Source organism: Pseudonocardia abyssalis (assembly GCF_019263705.2).
GTDB lineage: Bacteria > Actinomycetota > Actinomycetes > Mycobacteriales > Pseudonocardiaceae > Pseudonocardia > Pseudonocardia abyssalis.
In genome coordinates this window covers 1,493,548-1,511,139 of sequence record NZ_JADQDK010000001.1, presented here as the reverse complement: position 1 = coordinate 1,511,139, position 17,592 = coordinate 1,493,548, and the positions used below count along the sequence as shown (strand labels likewise).

Genomic DNA, 17,592 nt, shown 5'->3' with positions numbered 1-17,592 from the left:
AACAAAATCCTCGGAAGGATCCGTACTTGGAAGCCGACATGCAGAAGCTGTCCCGTCGCGCTGGTCGCGACACCGTCACCGCCGCCGACAAGGCGCAGGCCCGCGAGGTCTCGCTGCGTCGCATCGGCCGTCTGTTCACCCCCCACCGCCGCGCGCTCGCGGTCGTCACGGCGATCATCGTCGCGTCGTCCGTCGTCGCGCTGGCCTCGCCCTTCCTGCTCCGCGCGGTGATCGACACCGCCCTCCCGGAGCGCGACGTCCCGCTGCTCGCCTGGCTGGCCGGCGCGATGGTCGCGGTCGCCGCGATCACCGCCGCCCTGGGCGTCGTGCAGACCTGGATCGCCACCTCCGTCGGCCAGCAGGTCATGCACCGGCTGCGCACCGACGTGTTCACCCACCTGCAGCGCCAGTCGATCGCGTTCTTCACCCGCACCCGCACCGGCGAGGTGCAGTCGCGCATCACCAACGACATCGGCGGCATGCAGACCGTCGTCACCTCGACGGCCACCTCCGTCGCCTCCAACCTGACCACCGCGGTCGCCACCGCCGTCGCGATGGCCGTGCTGTCCTGGCAGCTCTCGCTGATCTCGCTGGTCGTGCTGCCGCCCGCGGTCTACCTGACCCGCCGGGTCGCGCAGATGCGCCGCGCGATCACCGCGCGCCAGCAGCGCGAGCTCGCCGACCTCAACGTCACCGTCGAGGAGGGCCTGTCGATCAGCGGCATCCAGCTCTCCCGGACGATGGGCGCGGGCCCCGCGCTCGTCGAGCGGTTCACCGGCTCGTCGGCGCGCCTGGTCGACCTGGAGCTGCGCAGCCAGCTCGCCGGACGCTGGCGGATGGCCTCCACCGGTGTCGTGTTCGCCGCCGTGCCGGCCGTGATCTACCTCGGCGCCGGGTTCACGAACACGCTGTCGATCGGCACGCTCGTCGCGTTCACCACGCTGCAGGCGGGGCTGTTCCGGCCGCTGCTGGGCCTGATGAGCGTCGGCGTCTCGCTGGTCAGCTCGCTCGCCCTGTTCGCGCGGATCTTCGAATACCTCGACCTCCCCGTCGAGGTCGACGACCCCGTCGACCCCGTGGAGATCGACCCGGCCCGGATGCGCGGGCACGTCCGCATCGACGACGTCACCTTCGCCTACCCGGGTGCCGACACCGCGGCCGTCGCGGGCATCACCCTCGACGTCCCCGCCGGCAGCACGCTGGCCCTGGTCGGCGCGACGGGATCGGGCAAGTCCACGCTCGCCTCGCTCGTCGCCCGCCTCTACGACCCCGACGCCGGACGCGTCACGATCGACGGCGTCGACCTGCGCGACATGCGCCTCACCGACCTCGCCTCGGTCGTGGGCGTCGTGAGCCAGGAGACCTACCTGCTGCACACCACGGTGCGGGAGAACCTGCGCTACGCCAAGCCCGACGCCACCGACGCCGAGATCGAGGCCGCGGCCCGTGCCGCGCAGGTGCACGAGCTGATCGCGGCCCTGCCCGACGGCTACGACACCATGGTCGGGTCCCGCGGTCACCGGTTCTCCGGTGGGGAGAAGCAGCGCCTGGCCATCGCCAGGACCCTGCTGCGCGACCCCCGCGTGCTGGTCCTCGACGAGGCCACCTCGGCGCTGGACACGACCACCGAGAAGGCCGTCCAGGCCGCGTTCGACGCGCTGTCCCGCGGCCGCACGACGATCACCATCGCGCACCGCCTGTCCACCGTCCGCGACGCCGACCGGATCGCGGTCGTCGACCACGGCCGGATCGCGGAGTCCGGGACGCACGACGAGCTGGTCGCGCGCGAGGGCCGCTACGCCACACTGGCGGCATGATCGGTCGCACGGCTCTGGTCACGGGCGTCAGCAGCCGCCGCGGCATCGGGGTCGCCCTGGCCCGGCGCCTGCTCGCCGACGGCCACCGCGTCGTCGCCCAGTCCTTGAGCCCCAACGACGCCACCGAGCCGTGGGGCGCCGACCCGATCGACGAGGTGGTCGCCGAGCTCGGTAGGGAGGGGTCGCGGTCCGCCCACGCGGAGGTCGACCTGGCCGACCCGGCGGCCCCCGCGGCCCTCGTCGCCGCGGCCGTCGAGCGGTTCGGGGAGCTCGACACCCTCGTCGTCGACCACGCACGCTGCTGCTGTCGCCGGACGCGGGATCGATCACCGGGCAGGTCCTCGACGCGGAGGGCGGGTTCCGCCGTTCCACTCCGTGACGCCGGCCCCGGTCGAGTGACGCCTTGACCACACCTTCGGGGCCGATCGCCGTGCGGAACCTGACGGCGGGCCGGTCCGTGGGGAAGCTGGGGCCATGCAGCTCACCCGATACGTCCTGGCCGGCGCGCTCGCGATGGTCCTCGCCATCGGCGGTGCGACGGTCGCGTTCGCCGCGGACTCACCGGGCAACCGCGGATGGACCGCCCCGGTCGGCACGGCCGACGAGTTCGCGGACCGCTCCGAGTAGCCGGCACTCCTCCCGGGTCGCTCACGGCGTCCTCCGGACGTGGAGGGTCCGTGGCCGGATGGTGCTGACCCTCTGATTCACCGGGTCAGACCGACGGGTCCGGCCCCGGGAGGTTCCGGTACACCTGCGCGGCGGCGCGGCTGAACCCGTCCGGCACCCCGGCCGCGGCGAACGCGTCCGCCGCCTCCTCCATCTCCCCCGCCCAGCGCCATGCCTTCGCCGACGACCGGGCGGTGACCTCGTCGATCCGCGCGCCGTAGTCGATCCCGTCGCGGGCCAGCTCGGCGCGCAGCGCGTCCTCGACGCCGTGGGCGCGGGCGGCCTGCGCGAGCGCCAGCCACAGGGCGGGGATCGCCTTGCTCTGCAGGCCGAAGCACGCCTTCAACGCGCTCGCCGCGCCGAGGTCGGCACCGAGGACGCGGGCGTCGAACGGGGAGCGGGCGAACAGCGCCGCCACCTCGCCCGCCCGGGCCCCGGACAGCCACAGGACCGTCGTGCCGCGCTCCCACGCGGGCGGCCCGATGACCGACCCGTCGACGACGTGCTCCGCGCCGAGCAGGCCCGCGATCGCCTCGACCGTGGCCGGGGAGACCGCGTTGGCGTCGACGTAGAGGGGCCGCTCGGCACGGTCGGACAGCGCGTCGGTGACCTGCGACGCGACGTCGAGCGCCGCGTCCGGCGGGCAGATCGAGATGATCACGTGGCTGCGTCGGGCCAGCTCCGCGAGGTCGGGCACGGCGATCAGGTCGGCGGTCTCCGCGCGCTTGGACGTCGGCACGCTGCGCGCGGCCGCGGCCCAGATCACCGCGCCCGCAACGGGTTTGAGCGCCGAACCCAGCGCGGCACCCATCACGCCGGGGTGCAGGATCCCGATCACCGGGCGGGGCGGGAGAACGCTCATGGGGTCATCATCGCCGCTGCGGAGATCAGCTGCTCCACCCGGTCGCGCAGGTCGAGCAGGACCGGCGCCACCCCCGGGACGACGAGTGCGACCAGCACGAACGTCGCGACCGTCAGGCCCGGAGCGACGAGCCACGCCTCGACCTTCCCGCCGGTGCGGAAGCGCATCGCGCGCGGGCTGCCGATCGGGTACCAGCGGCGCTGCCGGACAGGGAGCGGCCACAGCAGCGGCGCCCCGGACTCGGTGATCGCGTCGCCGACGGAGTGCACGACCATCCCCATCGTCACCGCGGTGCCGAGCCAGCCCGCGGTCCCCGCGGTGCCGCCGGGCACCCAGACCTCGACCGCGGACGTCAGGCCCGCCGCGATCACCAACGACGGCGGGCCGGGCACGATCGCGTCGAGTCCCTTGATCGCGAGCGCGAGGCAGACGAACAGCGTGCCGAGCAGCACCGGTGTGCCCCAGGCCGCGGACGCGAGGTTGATCCCGAGCCCGAGCAGCACCGCCCCGACGACGGTGTGGGTGAGGCCGCGGTGCGTGCCCTTCCCGGTGTCGCGCCGGGCGCGGGTGAGCCGGTAGACCAGCCCGGACAGCGGCCGCACCACCTGCGAGGCGAGGAACGACGCCGCGGTGAAGTGCTTCGTCGCCGTCGAGCTCGGATGGTCCAGATCGGGCAGCAGCGCGGCCCCGGCGCAGACCGCGGCGAACGTGAGGATGGACCCGGCGGAGGGCTCGACGCCGAAGGCGAGCGGGGCGTACCCGGCCACCGCCAACCCGAGCACGGCACCGGACGTGGCATGACTGACCCCGAGCACGTGGTGACGCTACGCAACCACCAGGGCTGCGCGGGTGAGGCGCGCCGCCCGCTCGTCGCACACCGTCCGGCTCCTCGCACGGGCTGCACCCTGTGCGAGGGACCACGACCGGTGCGACGGCTAGCGCGGGTCGGGCAGGCCGAGCGTCGCGAGGAGCCTCGTCGCCGCCAGGGTCGGGGTGAGGTCGCCGCTGCGGACCCCGGCCTCCACCTCGCCCAGCGTCTCCTTGGCGCTGCTCTGCAGGCGGTCCATGAGCTGGTCGCGGACCATCGCCCACATCCACTCGACCTGCTGGTCGGCCCGGCGGCGGCCGAGGGACCCGTCGGCCTCCAGGGTGCAGCGGTGCTCCTGCACCGCCGCCCAGACCTCGTCCATCCCGGCGCCGGTCTGCCCGCTGCAGGCCAGGACGGGCGGGCGCCACGACTCGTGGGTCGGCGTCATCATCCGCAGCGCTCCGGCGAGCTCGCGGGCGGCGACCTTCGCGTCGCGCTCGTGGGAGCCGTCGGCCTTGTTCACCGCGACGACGTCGGCGAGCTCGAGGATGCCCTTCTTGATGCCCTGGAGCTGGTCGCCGGTGCGGGCGATCGTGAGCAGCAGGAACGTGTCGACCATCCCCGCGACGGTGACCTCGGACTGCCCCACCCCGACGGTCTCGACGAGCACCGCGTCGTAGCCCGCGGCCTCCATCAGCACGATCGTCTCCCGCGTCGCACGGGCGACGCCGCCGAGCGTACCGGCGCTGGGCGACGGCCGGACGAACGCGTTGTCGTCCACCGCGAGCTTCGCCATGCGGGTCTTGTCGCCGAGGATCGAGCCGCGGGTCCGTGTCGACGACGGATCGACCGCGAGGACCGCGACCCGGTGCCCGTCGCCGGTCAGGCGGGTGCCGAGCGCCTCGATGAACGTCGACTTGCCGACGCCGGGCACGCCGCTGATCCCGACGCGCACCGCTCCCCCGCTGTCCGGGAGCAGGTCGAGCAGGAGCTCCTGGGCGGCGGCGCGGTGGTCCGGGCGGTTCGACTCGACCAGCGTGATCGCCCGGGCGAGCAGCGACCGCGACCCGTCGCGGACACCGGCGGCGAGAGCGGCGACGTCGACCGGCGGCCGCTCAGCCACGGGGCCTCCGGACATCGTGCGCGGAGAGGAGGGCCGGAGCCCCCGTCTCCGCGCACGGGCGGTTCAGTGCTCCCCCAGCTTCGTCAGCAGGTCCACCGCCGCCTCGGCGATCACGGTGCCCGGCCCGAAGACCGCGGCCGCGCCCATCTCCAGCAGCGTGGGGACGTCGGCGGGCGGGATCACGCCGCCGACGACGACCATGATGTCGGCGCGGTCGAGCTTGGCCAGCTCCTCGCGCAGCTCGGGCACCAGCGTGAGGTGCCCTGCGGCGAGGGAGTTGACGCCGACGACGTGCACGTCGGCCTCGACGGCCTGCCGCGCGACCTCGCCGGGCGTCTGGAACAGCGGGCCCACGTCGACGTCGAAGCCGAGGTCGGCGAACGCGGTGGCGATGACCTTCTGGCCGCGGTCGTGGCCGTCCTGGCCCATCTTCGCGACGAGGATGCGCGGCTGGCGGCCCTCGTCGGCGGCGAACGCGTCGACGAGCTCGCGGGCGTGGTCGAACGTCGGGTTCTTCCCCGTCTCCTCGGAGTACACCCCGGAGATGATCCGGATCTGGCCCGCGTGGCGCGAGTACACCTTCTCCAGCGCGTCGGAGATCTCCCCGACGGTCGCCTTCGCCCGGGCGGCCTGCACGGCGAGCAGCAGCAGGTTCTGGTCGTCGCCGCGGGTGGCCTGGCCGGCGGCGTTCGTCAGGGCGTCGAGGGCGGAGTCGACCTCGCGGGAGTCGCGCTCCTCGCGCAGCCGGCGCAGCTTGTCGAGCTGCTCGGCGCGCACGCCGGCGTTGTCGACCTTGCGGACGTCGAGCTGCTCGTCCTGCGCCACGACGTACTTGTTGATGCCGATGACGGGCTGGCGGCCGGAGTCGATGCGGGCCTGGGTGCGGGCCGCGGCCTCCTCGACGCGCAGCTTCGGGATGCCCGCGTCGATGGCCTGCGCCATGCCGCCCGCCTTCTCGACCTCCTCGATGTGCCCCCACGCCCGGCGGGCCAGGTCGTAGGTGAGCTTCTCGACGTAGTAGCTGCCGCCCCACGGGTCGATGACGTCGGTGGTGCCCGACTCCTGCTGCAGCAGCAGCTGGGTGTTGCGCGCGATCCGGGCGGAGAAGTCGGTGGGCAGCGCGAGCGCCTCGTCGAGGGCGTTGGTGTGCAGGCTCTGCGTGTGGCCCTGGGTGGCGGCCATCGCCTCGACGCAGGTGCGGATGACGTTGTTGTAGACGTCCTGCGCGGTCAACGACCAGCCACTGGTCTGCGAGTGCGTGCGCAGCGACAGCGACTTCGCGTTCTTCGGGTCGAACTGGCTGACGAGCCTGCTCCACAGCAGCCGGGCCGCGCGCAGCTTCGCGACCTCCATGAAGAAGTTCATGCCGATCGCCCAGAAGAAGCTCAGGCGCGGGGCGAACGTGTCGATGTCGAGCCCCGCGTCGATCCCGGCCCGCAGGTACTCCACGCCGTCGGCGAGGGTGTAGGCCAGCTCGAGGTCGTTCGTCGCCCCGGCCTCCTGGATGTGGTATCCGGAGATCGAGATCGAGTTGAACTTCGGCATCTCCCGCGAGGTGAAGGAGAAGATGTCGGAGATGATCTGCATCGACGGGGCGGGCGGGTAGATGTAGGTGTTGCGGACCATGAACTCCTTGAGGATGTCGTTCTGGATGGTCCCGGTCAGCGCCTTGTGCTCCACCCCCTGCTCCTCCGCGGCCACGATGTAGAGCGCGAGGACGGGCAGCACGGCGCCGTTCATCGTCATCGACACCGACATCCGGTCGAGCGGGATGCCGTCGAAGAGCTGGCGCATGTCGTAGATCGAGTCGATCGCGACGCCCGCCATGCCGACGTCGCCGCCGACGCGGGGGTGGTCGGAGTCGTAGCCGCGGTGGGTGGCCAGGTCGAACGCGATCGACAGGCCCTTCTGCCCCGCGGCGAGGTTGCGGCGGTAGAACGCGTTGGACTCGGTGGCCGTGGAGAAGCCCGCGTACTGGCGGATCGTCCACGGCTGCGTCGCGTACATCGCCGGGTACGGCCCGCGCAGGTACGGCGCGATGCCCGGGTAGGTGTGCAGGAAGTCGACGTCGTCGAGGTCGGCCGCGGTGTAGAGCGGGTTCACCGCGATGCCCTCGGGGGCCTCCCACGGGCTCCCGGACCCCGCCCAGGCGTCGGCCGGGGCCGCGTCGGAGCGGAGCGGGACCTGGGTGAAGTCGGGGATCATCGGCCGGCCTCCTGGTAGATCGCGTCGATCACGGTGACGGCGTCGCAGCCCGCGTACAGGGTGCCGTCCAGCCCGTCGAGGTCGGACCTCCCGGCGAGCAGGACGTGCGTGGCCCCCGCGTCGCGCAGCGCGGCGACGGTCTCGGCCGCGCGCTCGGCGTAGAGGTCGTCGGTGGAGCACAGGACGGCGACGGTCGTGTCGGCATCGGCGAACGCCGTGGTGACGTCGGACGCCGTCTCGGTCGGGCCCGCCTCGACGGGCTCGATCCCGCCGGCCTGCAGCAGGTTGCGAGCGAACCCGGCGCGGGCGGTGTAGGCCGCGAGCGGGCCGAGCGTGGCGAGGAACGCGCGGGGGCGGGCCCCGGACTCGGCCAGCCGGGCGTCGGAGCGGTCGCGGAACTCCTCGTACACGCCGGCGGGGCGGTAGACCGGGAGGCCCCCGGTCGGCGCCTCGGGCAGCGGGCCGCGTTCGACGGGCTTCTCGTCGAGGTCGGGGAACTCGCTGACGCCGGTGAGCGGGCGCTTCCGTGTGGCGGCGTCGCGCTCGCGGCGGGCCCGCACCTCCCCGGTCCGCTCGGCGAGCCATCCCGAGTCGAGCACCGCGACGGCCCCGCCCGCGGCCTCGATCTCCTGGAAGAACGCCCAGGCGGCCTGCGCGAGCTCGTCGGTGAGGGACTCGACGTAGAACGATCCGCCCGCCGGGTCGATCACCCGGGCGACGTGCGACTCCTCGACCAGCAGCGCCTGGGTGTTGCGGGCGATGCGGCGGGAGAACGGCTCGGAGGCGCCGAGTGCCGCGTCGAACGGGGCGACGGTGACGGCGTCGGCTCCCCCGACGCCCGCGGAGAACCCGGCGAGGGTGCCGCGCAGCAGGTTCACGTAGGGGTCGCGGCGGGTGTACATCGTGGGCGAGGCGACGGCGTGCTGCGCCATCGGCTCGGGTGACCCGCACGCCTCCGTGACCCGGGACCACAACCGCCGCGCCGCCCGCAGCTTCGCGATCGTCGGGAACTGCTCGGCGGTGGCGGCGAGGCGGAACTCCAGCAGCCGCGACGCCGTCGCGATGCCGAGGCCCTCCAGCACCCGCAGGTACTCCAGCCCCGCGGACAGGGCGAACCCGAGCTCCTGGGCGTCGGAGCCGCCCGCGGAGTGCACCGGCAGGGCGTCGACGACGACGGCGCGGACCAGCGGATGGTCCGCGCTGACCCGCGTGGCGAGTGCGACGACCGAGTCGACGGGCGGGCCGTCTCCGGTGCGGGCGCGCAGACCGATCGGGTCGAGGCCCAGCGTGCCGCGCAGCGCCTCCCCCGTGCCGCGCTCGGCGGCCAGCGCCAGGAACGCCTCGGCGAGGGCCGGTTGGTCGGGGCCGTCGAGGACGACGGGGGCGAGGTCGAGCAGCACGTCGCCGAGGACGTGCGGGAGGTCGGCGGGCGCGGTGCCGGTGAGCCAGACCGAGGTGACGCCGTTCTCCAGGTCGGCGAGCACGGCCGCGCGGGCGGTGTCGGCGTCGACGTCGGTGTGGCGCTGGCGGACGTCCCAGCCGTCGGGGACGGGGCCGTCGGCGGTGCCGCCGCGGACGAACGGGGCCGCCCCGGGCACGCCGACCGGGGCGTCGGGGGCCGCGGTGTAGAGCGGGCGGACCGCGATCCCGTCGGGGCTCGTGCGCACCAGCTTCTCGACGCCGGCGCCCGCGGGGGCGTCGTCGCCGATCCGGCGGGCCTTGCGCAGCACCCCGTCGACCAGGGCGGACCACTGCGCCTCGGTGGCGGCGGGGAACTCCGCGGCCAGCGACAGCGTGGCGACCTCGGACGGCTCTGTCTCGGGCATCCCCGGATGTTAGTGAGTACGCGCGGCCGTGGCCGGATCCGCCGTGGGTGGTTCCGCTCACGTCCCCCGTCGTCGTAGCGGCCGCGAGTCAGGCCGGCACCACCGACCCGTCGCGCACGGCGACGGTCCGACGCGGCAGTGGCTGTGCGGCCGGGCCCGCGGTGGGGCTGCCGTCGACGGCGGAGAACGTGCTGCCGTGGCACGGGCACACGATCTGGCCGTCGGTCACCTCCGTCACCGCGCAGCCCTGGTGCGTGCAGGTCGCGGAGAACGCCCGGAACTCCCCCGCCGTCGGCTGGGTGACCACCAGGTCGAGGTCGGCGAACACCCGCCCGCCGCCGACGGGGATGGTCGCCGCCGCGGCGAGGGCGTCGGCGACCGGGATCGAGGCGGCAGGCGCGGCGGGGTCGGGCGCGGCGGGATCGGGCGCGGCGGGGTCGGGCGCGGCGGGGTCGGCATCGGCCGGCGCCGCGGGCCGGCCCGCGCCGTAGGCGGCGCACCCGGTCAGCGCGACGGCGCAGGTGCCGCACGCGGCGGCGAGGAGGGAACGTCGGGTGGTGGAGGGCGTGGTCGTCATCGGTGTCCCCTCAGAACGTGAGGCCGGAAGTGGTGAAGAACCACAGTGACGAGGTGAGCCACAGCGCGGTCAGCGCGACGAACAGCAGCGCGCCCAGCACCGGGACGGCCCACCGCGGGCCGCCCGGACGGGCGAGCACCAGCATCTTCGCGACGAACGCGCCGTATACCGCGCACCCGGCGAGCGAGTGCACGAGCACGCGGACGGTCGTGTCCTGGTAGCCGAGTGCGTAGAGGCAGTGCACCGCGACGGGGACGGTGAGCAGCACCGCCGCCCGGCCCGACCAGCGGTGCAGCCCGGCGGCGACCCGCCCGCCGCCGCGGTACATCCGCCGCGCCGACATCAGCTGCACCAGCACGAGGACGAACGCGAGGGTCCCCAGCCAGCTCTTCACCGCGGGGCCGCTGGAGAACCCGGCGACGCTGATAGCGAAGAACGTGGGCTCGTGGACACGGCCGTAGACACCGAGGCCCACCGAGACGAGCGTGCCGATCGCGACCGCCCCGAGCAGGGGGCCGGTGCGGACGGCGGGAACCGCGGAGTGCGCCGGGCCCTCGGCCTCCCAGACGCTCTCGGGCTCGGCGGGGGCGTGCGTCGGGGTCGCCATCAGTACGACATCCCGGCGCGGTCGGCCACGTCGGCGACGTCCTCGCGGCCGCCCGCGACCGCGTCGTCGACGTCGGTCGCGTCGGAGGAGAAGGTCCACTCGTCGCCGTCGAGGGCGAACGTCCCGGTGGCCCCGTCGGCGTCGGCGGTGCCGGTGAGGGTTGCGGTGCCGTCGGCGTCGTCCAGGCTCAGCTCGCCGTCGGCGGCGGTGCCGCGCAGCCACACCTCGTCGCGCGCGTCGCAGACGTAGGCGACGGCCTCGTCCCCGGTGACGACGATCGCGACCGTCATCCGACGGCCCTCGGTCCGGCCGGCGTAGGCGACCTCGGCGGCCGGCGGGGCCCCCGCGGGTCCCGGTTCGGCGGCGGGCGCGGGTGCGGCGGCGGGCGCCGGGACGGAGCCCGCCACCCCGGGGGCGGGGACCGTGCCGGTCTGCGGGGCGGGCGCGCTGTCGGCGACGGGCACCGCCTCGACCACCGGCGGATCGGCCGGGGTACTCAGGTGGTTCGTGGCGAACAGGCCACCGCCGAGGGCCGCGACGGCCAGCAGCGTGAGGAGGGGAGCGGTGCGGGTCATGACCGCTACACGGACGAGTGACGGCGGCGGTTCAGCTGAACCGTCCCCGGTCGCGCTCCGTGTGGGGATGAGGCGGTCGGACGTTGAGTAGGGTCCCCGCCCGTGGACCGCACCGGTGGTGACCGTCGAGACAGGGCGGACGAGGCGTTGGTCCACGCCGTCTACTCCGAACACGGACGGGCGATGCTGGTGTACGCGACACGACTGCTCGACGACCGCGCGGCGGCCGAGGACGTGGTGCAGGAGGCCCTCATCCGGGCCTGGCGCCATCCCGACGTGCTCACCAACGGCCGCGGGTCGGTGCGGGGCTGGCTGCTCACGGTGGTGCGCAACATCGTGATCGACCGGGTCCGGGCCCGCGACGCCCGCCCGCGCGAGGTGGCCGAGGAACCCGAGCGGCCGCCGGTCTCGCGCGACCACGCCGACGCGGTGAGCGCGTCGGTCACCGTGCACGCGGCGCTCGGGTCCCTGTCCGACGAGCACCGCGCCGTCCTCGAGCAGGTGTACCTGCACGGCCGCAACCTCGACGAGGCCGCGACCGCGCTCGGCGTCGCCAAGGGCACGGTCAAGTCGCGGTCGTTCTACGCACTGCGCTCCCTGCGCTCGGCCATGGAGGCGACCCGATGACCCTCCACGACCGCGGCGACCTCGGCGCCCACGCCCTCGGCCTGCTCGACGCCGACGAGGCCCGCGCCCTGGAGGCCCACCTCGCGACGTGCGCAGACTGCCGCAACGAGTGGGAGTCGTTGCGCGACACCGCACTCGCGCTGCGCGAGGTGCCGCCGGAGATGTTCCTCGACGGCCCGCCCGACTCCGAACTGCTGCTGCGCCGCACCGTCCGCGCGGTCCGCACCGAGGGCGGCGGGTCCCGGCGCCGCACCCGGCTGGCGCTGGTGGCCGTCGCCGTCGCCGTCGCGGTGGCGCTGGTCGGCGGGGGTGCCGTGGCGGGTCGGACGCTCGCCCCCTCGACGACCGTCTCCGCCGACTCCCGCACCGTCGAGGGCACCGCGGGCCCGATCGTCATGTCCGCCACGGTCACGCCGGCCGCGGGCTGGGTGCGGGTGGCGACGACGGTGCGCGGGATCGCGGCCGGGAAGCGCTGCACGATCATCGTGGTCGGCCGCGACGGCACCGAGAACGTCGCGGGGAGCTGGCTGGTCTCCCCCGCGTGGGAGGTCGAGGGCGGGACGGTGCAGGGGTCGACGATCATCGATCCCGACGACGTGCTCGCCGTCGCGATCCGCGACGAGGGCGGGACGGACCTGATCACCCTGCCGGTCTGACGCGCCGCAGCCGGGGCAGCACCTCCGCCCCGAGCCGGCGGACGTTCTCCAGCACCCGCCCGCGGTCGCCGCTGCCCTCCACCATCAGCAGGACGTGGTCGATCCCGGTGCGGGCGGCGCTGCCCGCGAGGCGGGCGACGGCGTCGTCGGGGGTGCCGACGGCGTGCAGGCGGCAGAGCAGGTCGGTGTAGGCGACGGGGTCGCGGGGGCGGTGCGGCGCGTCGTCGACGCGGCGGTGGCCGGCCAGGCCGGGGCCGAGCCAGCGCGGCAGTGCCTCCCGCAGGACGGCCTGCGCCCCCGCCGTCGTGTCCTCGACGTGCGCGACGGCGACCGACACGTGCCCGCGTGCGCCGATACCGCACCCGGTCCCGGCCGCACCGGGTACGCGGCCGTCGGGGACGGCGGCCGGGTACCCGCGGACGAACGCCGCCTTCTCCACGTCGTCGGCGTGCATCCCCAGCAGCATCGGCAGGCCGTGGGCCGCGGCGAGTGCGCGGCCCTGCGGCGAGGTCACCGCGAGCACGACCGGCGGGTGCGGGGCGGTGTGCGGTGCAGGGACCACGTCGACCTCCCGGAACGCGAACCGCTCCCCCGCCGCCGCGACCGGGCCGCCGCGCAGGGCGCGCAGCAGGAGGTCGAGGGACTCGGCGAAGCCGTCGCCGACCCGGTCGGTCCCGGTCCCGAACACCTCCAGGTCGACCCACGGCCCGCCGCGCCCGACCCCGAGCCGGAACCGGCCGCGGGAGACCTGGTCGAGCAGCAGCGCCTGCTCCGCGAGCGCCACCGGATGGGTCGTGGACAGGACGCTGACGGCCGTGCCCACCGCGATCCGGCTGGTCGCGCCGAGCAGGTAACCCGCCATCGTGATCGCCGACGGCACCAGGCCGTAGCTCATGAAGTGGTGCTCGGCGACCCACACGTCGTCGAACCCGGCCTCCTCCGCGGCGACGGCGGTGGCGACGCAGGAGTCGAGCACGTCGGCGTGCGTGCGTCCCGGGAACCCGGCGGCCAACAGGAACGCCCCGATGCGCATGTCCCGGGACACTAACGGCGAGCCTCGACTTCTACAGGGTGTAGAACTACTACAGGACGTAGAAGTTCGAGCCTGGAGGCAGCCCGTGGACGCCCTGGACCTGGCCCGGTGGCAGTTCGGGATCACGACGATCTACCACTTCCTGTTCGTGCCGCTGACGATCGGGCTCTCGGTCGTCGTCGCCGCCCTGCAGACCGCGTGGCACCGCACCGGGAAGACCGAGTACCTGCGCGCGACGCGGTTCTTCGGAAAGCTGTTCCTGATCAACTTCGCGATGGGCGTGGTCACCGGGATCGTCCAGGAGTTCCAGTTCGGGATGAACTGGAGCACCTACTCGACGTTCGTCGGCGACGTCTTCGGCGCCCCGCTCGCCCTGGAGGCACTGCTCGCGTTCTTCCTGGAGTCGACGTTCATCGGACTGTGGATCTTCGGCTGGGACAAGCTGCCGAAGCGCGTCCACCTGGCGACGATCTGGGCCGCGGCGATCGGGTCGAACCTCTCGGCGTACTTCATCCTCGCCGCGAACGCCTGGATGCGGCACCCGGTCGGCTTCGAGGTGAACGAGGCGACGGGCCGCGCGCAGCTCACCGACATCGGTGCGGTGCTGACCAACCCGCAGGCGTGGTCGACCTACACGCACGTGCTGGGGGCGTCGTTCGTCGTCGCGGGCCTGTTCGTGGTCGCCGTGAGCGCGTACCGGCTCTGGAGGCACCGCGACGCCGACCACGAGATGTTCCGGAAGGCCCTGCGCGCCGGGCTGCTCACCACCGTCGTCGCCGGGATCGTCGTGGCGGCCTCGGGCGACCACCAGGCCAAGCTCATGGCGCAGGACGAGCCGATGAAGCTCGCCGCGGCCGAGGCGCTGTGGCGCACCGAGGCCCCGACCGGGTTCTCGCTGTTCGCCGTCGGTGACGTCGAGGGCTCACGCAACGTGGTGAACGTGCAGGTCCCGTACGTGCTGTCGTTCCTGGCGACGGGCGAGTTCACCGGCGAGGTCGAGGGCATCGTCGAGCTGCAGGAGCGGTTCGAGGCGCAGTTCGGGCCCGGTGACTACGTGCCGAACGTGCCCGTCCTCTACTGGGCGTTCCGGCTGATGATGGGCCTGGGCGGGGCCGCGATCGGCGTCGGGGTCCTGGGGCTGTGGATCACGCGTCGCGGCCGGCTGCCCGAGCGGGGCTGGACGTACGGCGTCGCGATGCTCGCGCTGCCCGCCGCGCTCGCCGCCAACATCGCGGGCTGGGTGCTCACCGAGATCGGCCGCCAGCCCTGGACGGTGACGGGCGAGCTGCTGACGGCGGCGAGCGTGTCACCCGGCGTCTCGCTCGGCGAGGTCGCGTTCTCGCTGACGACGTTCACGCTGCTCTACGGCGCGCTGGCCGTCGTCGAGGTGCGGTTGCTCTGGCGCTACGTGCAGGCCGGGCCCGCGCACGTCACCCCGACCGTCGAACCGGGCGCCCGCGTCCCGGCCTTCACCTACTAGGAGCCGGTCATGGACCTCCCGACGATCTGGTTCCTCGCCATCGCCCTGCTCTGGACCGGCTACCTGGTGCTGGAGGGCTTCGACTTCGGCGTCGGGATGCTGCTGCCCTCCGTCGGGCGCGACGAGTCGGGGCGCCGCACGATGATCAACGCGATCGGACCGGTGTGGGACGGCAACGAGGTGTGGCTGATCACCGCGATCGGCGCGATGTTCGCCGCGTTCCCCGCCTGGTACGCCGCGACGCTGAGCGGCTTCTACGTGCCGGTGCTGCTGATCGTGGTGGCGCTGGTGTTCCGCGGCGTCGCGTTCGAGTACCGCGGCAAGATCGACTCGGCGGTGTGGCGGCGGCGCTGGGACGCCGCGATCGTCGGCGGCAGCCTGGTGCCCGCGTTCGGCTGGGGGCTGGTGTTCGCCAACCTGCTGCGCGGCGTCGAGATCGGTGCCGACGGGGTGGTGCGCTCGTCGCTGCTCGACCTCCTCTCCCCCTACGCCCTGCTCGGCGCTCTGGCGACCACCGCGCTGTTCGTCCTGCACGGCGCCCTGTTCCTGGGTCTGAAGACCGACGGACCGGTGCGGCACCGGGCGCGGGCGGCGGCGCGGCGGGCCGCACTCGTCGCGGTGCCGGTGGTCGGCGGGTTCCTGGCCTGGACGGCGCACGACCGGGGCACCGGGGTCCCCGCCGCGGTCGCCGCGGTCGCGCTGCTGCTCACGGCCGTCGGGTGCGCGGCGCAGCGGCGCGAGGGATGGGCGTTCGCGGCGACCGCGGCATCGATCGTCGCGGTGTCGGTGATGGTGTTCGGCGGCCTGTACCCGGCCCTGCTGCCGTCGCTCATCGACCCCGCGTTCGGGCTGACCGTGGCGAACGCGTCGTCGGCGCCGTACACGCTCGGGATCCTCAGCGTCGTCGGCGCGGTGTTCCTGCCGCTGGTGATCGGCTACCAGGCGTGGAGCTACTGGGTGTTCCGCAGGCGGGTGCACGTTGACGCCGCTTGATCCCCGCCTGGTGCGCAGTGTCGCGGCGGTGCGGGTGCACCTCGTCGTCGTGGTGGTCCTGGGCGTCGCCACGACCGGGCTCGTCCTGGTCCAGGCGTGGCTGCTCGCGCGGACGATCGCGACCGGCGACCTCGCCGTCGCGGTGGGGGCGCTCGCCGCGTTCGCCCTGGCCCGGGCCGGCATCGCGTACGGCGGCGAGACGCTCGCCCTGCGCAGCGCGGCCACCATCAAGTCGGCCCTGCGCCGTCGGCTGGTCCGCCACGTCGTGCACGACCCCCACGGCGCGGGCGAGGTCGTCACGCTGGCCACCCGCGGCCTCGACGCCCTCGACGACTACGTCGCCCGCTTCCTCCCCCAGCTCGTGCTCGCCGTGCTGGTCCCGGCCGCTGTGCTGGTGGTCGTCGCGCGCGCCGACTGGATCTCGGCTCTGGTGATCGGGCTGACACTCCCCCTGATCCCCCTGTTCATGGCGCTCGTCGGCTGGCACACCCGGGCCCGGACGCAGCGGCAGTGGCGGCTGCTCGAACGCCTCGCCGGGCACTTCCTCGACGTCGTCGAGGGGCTGCCGACGCTCGCGCTGTTCCGCCGTTCCCGGGCCGCCGCCACACAGATCCGCGCGGCGACCGACGCCCACCGCGACGCGACGCTGGGCACGCTGCGGATCGCGTTCCTCTCGGCGTTCGTGCTGGAGGTGCTGGCCACGCTCGCGGTGGCGCTGGTCGCCGTCGAGGTCGGGCTGCGGCTGCTCTACGGCCACCTCGACCTGGAGACCGCGTTGCTCGTGCTGATCCTCGCGCCGGAGGCGTACCTGCCGCTGCGCGAGGTGGGGGCGCGGTTCCACGCGTCGACCGAGGGGGTCGCGGCGGCGGAGCGGGTGTTCGAGGTGCTGGAGCGGCCGGTGCCGGCCGAGGTGACCGGTCCCCCGATCGCCGTCCCGCGGGTCGTCCGGTTCGACGACGTCGCGCTGTCCTACGGCGACGTCCCCGCCCTGCACGGCCTGGACCTGGAGCTGGTCGCGGGCACCACGACCCTCGTGACCGGGCGCAGCGGGGCCGGCAAGTCGACGCTGCTCGCGCTGCTGCTGCGGTTCGCGTCGCCGGACTCCGGGCGCATCACCGTCGACGGCCGCGACCTCGCCGACCTGTCGACGCAGCAGTGGCGCCGCCTGGTCGCCTGGGTGCCGCAGCGGCCGCACCTGTTCGACGCCTCGCTCGCCGACAACATCCGCCTCGGCTCCCCCACCGCGCCCCTCGTCGAGGTCGCGCGGGCCGCCGAGCGGGCCGGGCTCGCCGACGTCGTCGCGGACCTGCCCGAGGGCTACGACACGCGCCTCGGCGAGCGCGGCACGCGGCTGTCGTCGGGGCAGCGTCAGCGGGTGGCGCTGGCCCGGGCGTTCCTGCGCCGGGCCCCGATCGTGCTGCTCGACGAGCCGACCGCGCACCTCGACGCGGAGGCCGCCGCAGGCATCCGCACGGCGGTGGCGGACCTGGTGCACGGCACGACCGCCGTGATCGTCGCCCACGACGACGGGTGGGCCGAGCTCGCCGACGCGGTCGTCCGGCTCGACCCGGCCGCCGCCGACCCCACCGCCGATCCCACCGCCGCGAACCCCGCCGCACACCCGGACACCGCAGCTCCGGACACCGCAGCTCCGGGCGCCGGGGTCCCGGACGCGGTCCCCGGCGCCCCCGTGCCGGAGCCGGTCCGATGATCGTTCCGAAACGGGCCTCCCGATCG

At 74.3% G+C, this 17,592-nt stretch carries 17 protein-coding genes; 8 read left to right on the top strand and 9 right to left on the bottom strand.

Annotated features, from left to right (window positions below):
- Positions 1-38: 38 nt before the first annotated feature.
- From I4I81_RS07200 to I4I81_RS07190, 3 genes are all read left to right on the top strand, one after another.
- Positions 39-1,817, top strand: coding sequence for an ABC transporter ATP-binding protein (locus tag I4I81_RS07200; RefSeq protein ID WP_218604242.1), 1,779 nt, complete (start codon positions 39-41; stop codon positions 1,815-1,817).
- A complete protein-coding gene (locus tag I4I81_RS07195; protein ID WP_218604241.1) occupies positions 1,814-2,224 on the top strand; it encodes an SDR family NAD(P)-dependent oxidoreductase in 411 nt (136 codons plus the stop codon). Before I4I81_RS07200 ends, I4I81_RS07195 begins: the two co-directional genes overlap by 4 nt.
- A gap of 67 nt (positions 2,225-2,291) precedes the next feature.
- Entirely contained in the window at positions 2,292-2,444 is a 153-nt protein-coding gene (locus I4I81_RS07190) for a hypothetical protein (RefSeq protein WP_218604240.1), read from the top strand.
- 85 nt (positions 2,445-2,529) lie between these two features.
- Here I4I81_RS07190 and I4I81_RS07185 read toward each other — a convergent pair whose 3' ends face one another.
- The 8 genes from I4I81_RS07185 to I4I81_RS07150 form a co-directional block, all read right to left on the bottom strand.
- Positions 2,530-3,345, bottom strand: a complete 816-nt coding sequence (locus tag I4I81_RS07185) for an NAD(P)-dependent oxidoreductase (RefSeq protein WP_218604239.1) — start codon at positions 3,343-3,345, stop codon at positions 2,530-2,532.
- On the bottom strand, positions 3,342-4,160 hold the full coding sequence (locus I4I81_RS07180) for a metal-dependent hydrolase (protein WP_218604238.1): 819 nt from the start codon (positions 4,158-4,160) through the stop codon (positions 3,342-3,344). Before I4I81_RS07180 ends, I4I81_RS07185 begins: the two co-directional genes overlap by 4 nt.
- Positions 4,161-4,280: 120 nt before the next feature.
- On the bottom strand, positions 4,281-5,291 hold the full coding sequence (meaB, locus tag I4I81_RS07175) for a methylmalonyl Co-A mutase-associated GTPase MeaB (RefSeq protein ID WP_218604237.1): 1,011 nt from the start codon (positions 5,289-5,291) through the stop codon (positions 4,281-4,283).
- A 48-nt stretch (positions 5,292-5,339) separates the two neighbouring features.
- Positions 5,340-7,481 (bottom strand): methylmalonyl-CoA mutase, encoded by a 2,142-nt coding sequence (gene scpA, locus I4I81_RS07170; RefSeq protein WP_218604236.1) that lies wholly within the window; start codon positions 7,479-7,481, stop codon positions 5,340-5,342.
- A complete protein-coding gene (locus I4I81_RS07165; RefSeq protein ID WP_218604235.1) occupies positions 7,478-9,307 on the bottom strand; it encodes a methylmalonyl-CoA mutase family protein in 1,830 nt (609 codons plus the stop codon). Before I4I81_RS07165 ends, scpA begins: the two co-directional genes overlap by 4 nt.
- Positions 9,308-9,395: 88 nt before the next feature.
- Positions 9,396-9,884 (bottom strand): Rieske (2Fe-2S) protein, encoded by a 489-nt coding sequence (locus tag I4I81_RS07160; RefSeq protein ID WP_218615904.1) that lies wholly within the window; start codon positions 9,882-9,884, stop codon positions 9,396-9,398.
- Between the two features lie 10 nt (positions 9,885-9,894).
- Positions 9,895-10,491, bottom strand: a complete 597-nt coding sequence (locus I4I81_RS07155; protein WP_225924510.1) for a DUF6529 family protein — start codon at positions 10,489-10,491, stop codon at positions 9,895-9,897.
- A complete protein-coding gene (locus I4I81_RS07150; RefSeq protein WP_218615903.1) occupies positions 10,491-11,066 on the bottom strand; it encodes a hypothetical protein in 576 nt (191 codons plus the stop codon). The genes I4I81_RS07155 and I4I81_RS07150 overlap by 1 nt, the downstream gene beginning before the upstream one ends.
- A 102-nt stretch (positions 11,067-11,168) precedes the next feature.
- Between I4I81_RS07150 and I4I81_RS07145 the strand changes: the two genes are divergently transcribed.
- Both I4I81_RS07145 and I4I81_RS07140 read left to right on the top strand, forming a co-directional pair.
- Positions 11,169-11,693, top strand: coding sequence for a sigma-70 family RNA polymerase sigma factor (locus I4I81_RS07145; RefSeq protein ID WP_226363803.1), 525 nt, complete (start codon positions 11,169-11,171; stop codon positions 11,691-11,693).
- Positions 11,690-12,349: an anti-sigma factor family protein gene (locus I4I81_RS07140; protein ID WP_218605381.1), complete on the top strand. Its 660-nt coding sequence runs from the start codon at positions 11,690-11,692 to the stop codon at positions 12,347-12,349. Before I4I81_RS07145 ends, I4I81_RS07140 begins: the two co-directional genes overlap by 4 nt.
- Here the strand turns inward: I4I81_RS07140 and I4I81_RS07135 are convergent.
- A complete protein-coding gene (locus I4I81_RS07135) occupies positions 12,333-13,382 on the bottom strand; it encodes an LLM class flavin-dependent oxidoreductase (RefSeq protein ID WP_218605382.1) in 1,050 nt (349 codons plus the stop codon). The two genes, I4I81_RS07140 and I4I81_RS07135, sit on opposite strands and share 17 nt — an antisense overlap.
- Positions 13,383-13,467: 85 nt before the next feature.
- On the opposite strand from I4I81_RS07135, the gene I4I81_RS07130 reads away from it, so the two are divergent.
- From I4I81_RS07130 to cydD, 3 genes are read left to right on the top strand one after another with little or no spacing between them, the layout of a single operon-like run.
- Positions 13,468-14,862 (top strand): cytochrome ubiquinol oxidase subunit I, encoded by a 1,395-nt coding sequence (locus I4I81_RS07130; protein WP_218605383.1) that lies wholly within the window; start codon positions 13,468-13,470, stop codon positions 14,860-14,862.
- 9 nt (positions 14,863-14,871) lie between these two features.
- Positions 14,872-15,855, top strand: a complete 984-nt coding sequence (gene cydB, locus I4I81_RS07125) for a cytochrome d ubiquinol oxidase subunit II (RefSeq protein ID WP_218605384.1) — start codon at positions 14,872-14,874, stop codon at positions 15,853-15,855.
- Positions 15,856-15,865: 10 nt separating this feature from the next.
- Positions 15,866-17,566: a thiol reductant ABC exporter subunit CydD gene (cydD, locus tag I4I81_RS07120; RefSeq protein WP_226363802.1), complete on the top strand. Its 1,701-nt coding sequence runs from the start codon at positions 15,866-15,868 to the stop codon at positions 17,564-17,566.
- The last annotated feature ends 26 nt before the right edge of the window (positions 17,567-17,592 follow it).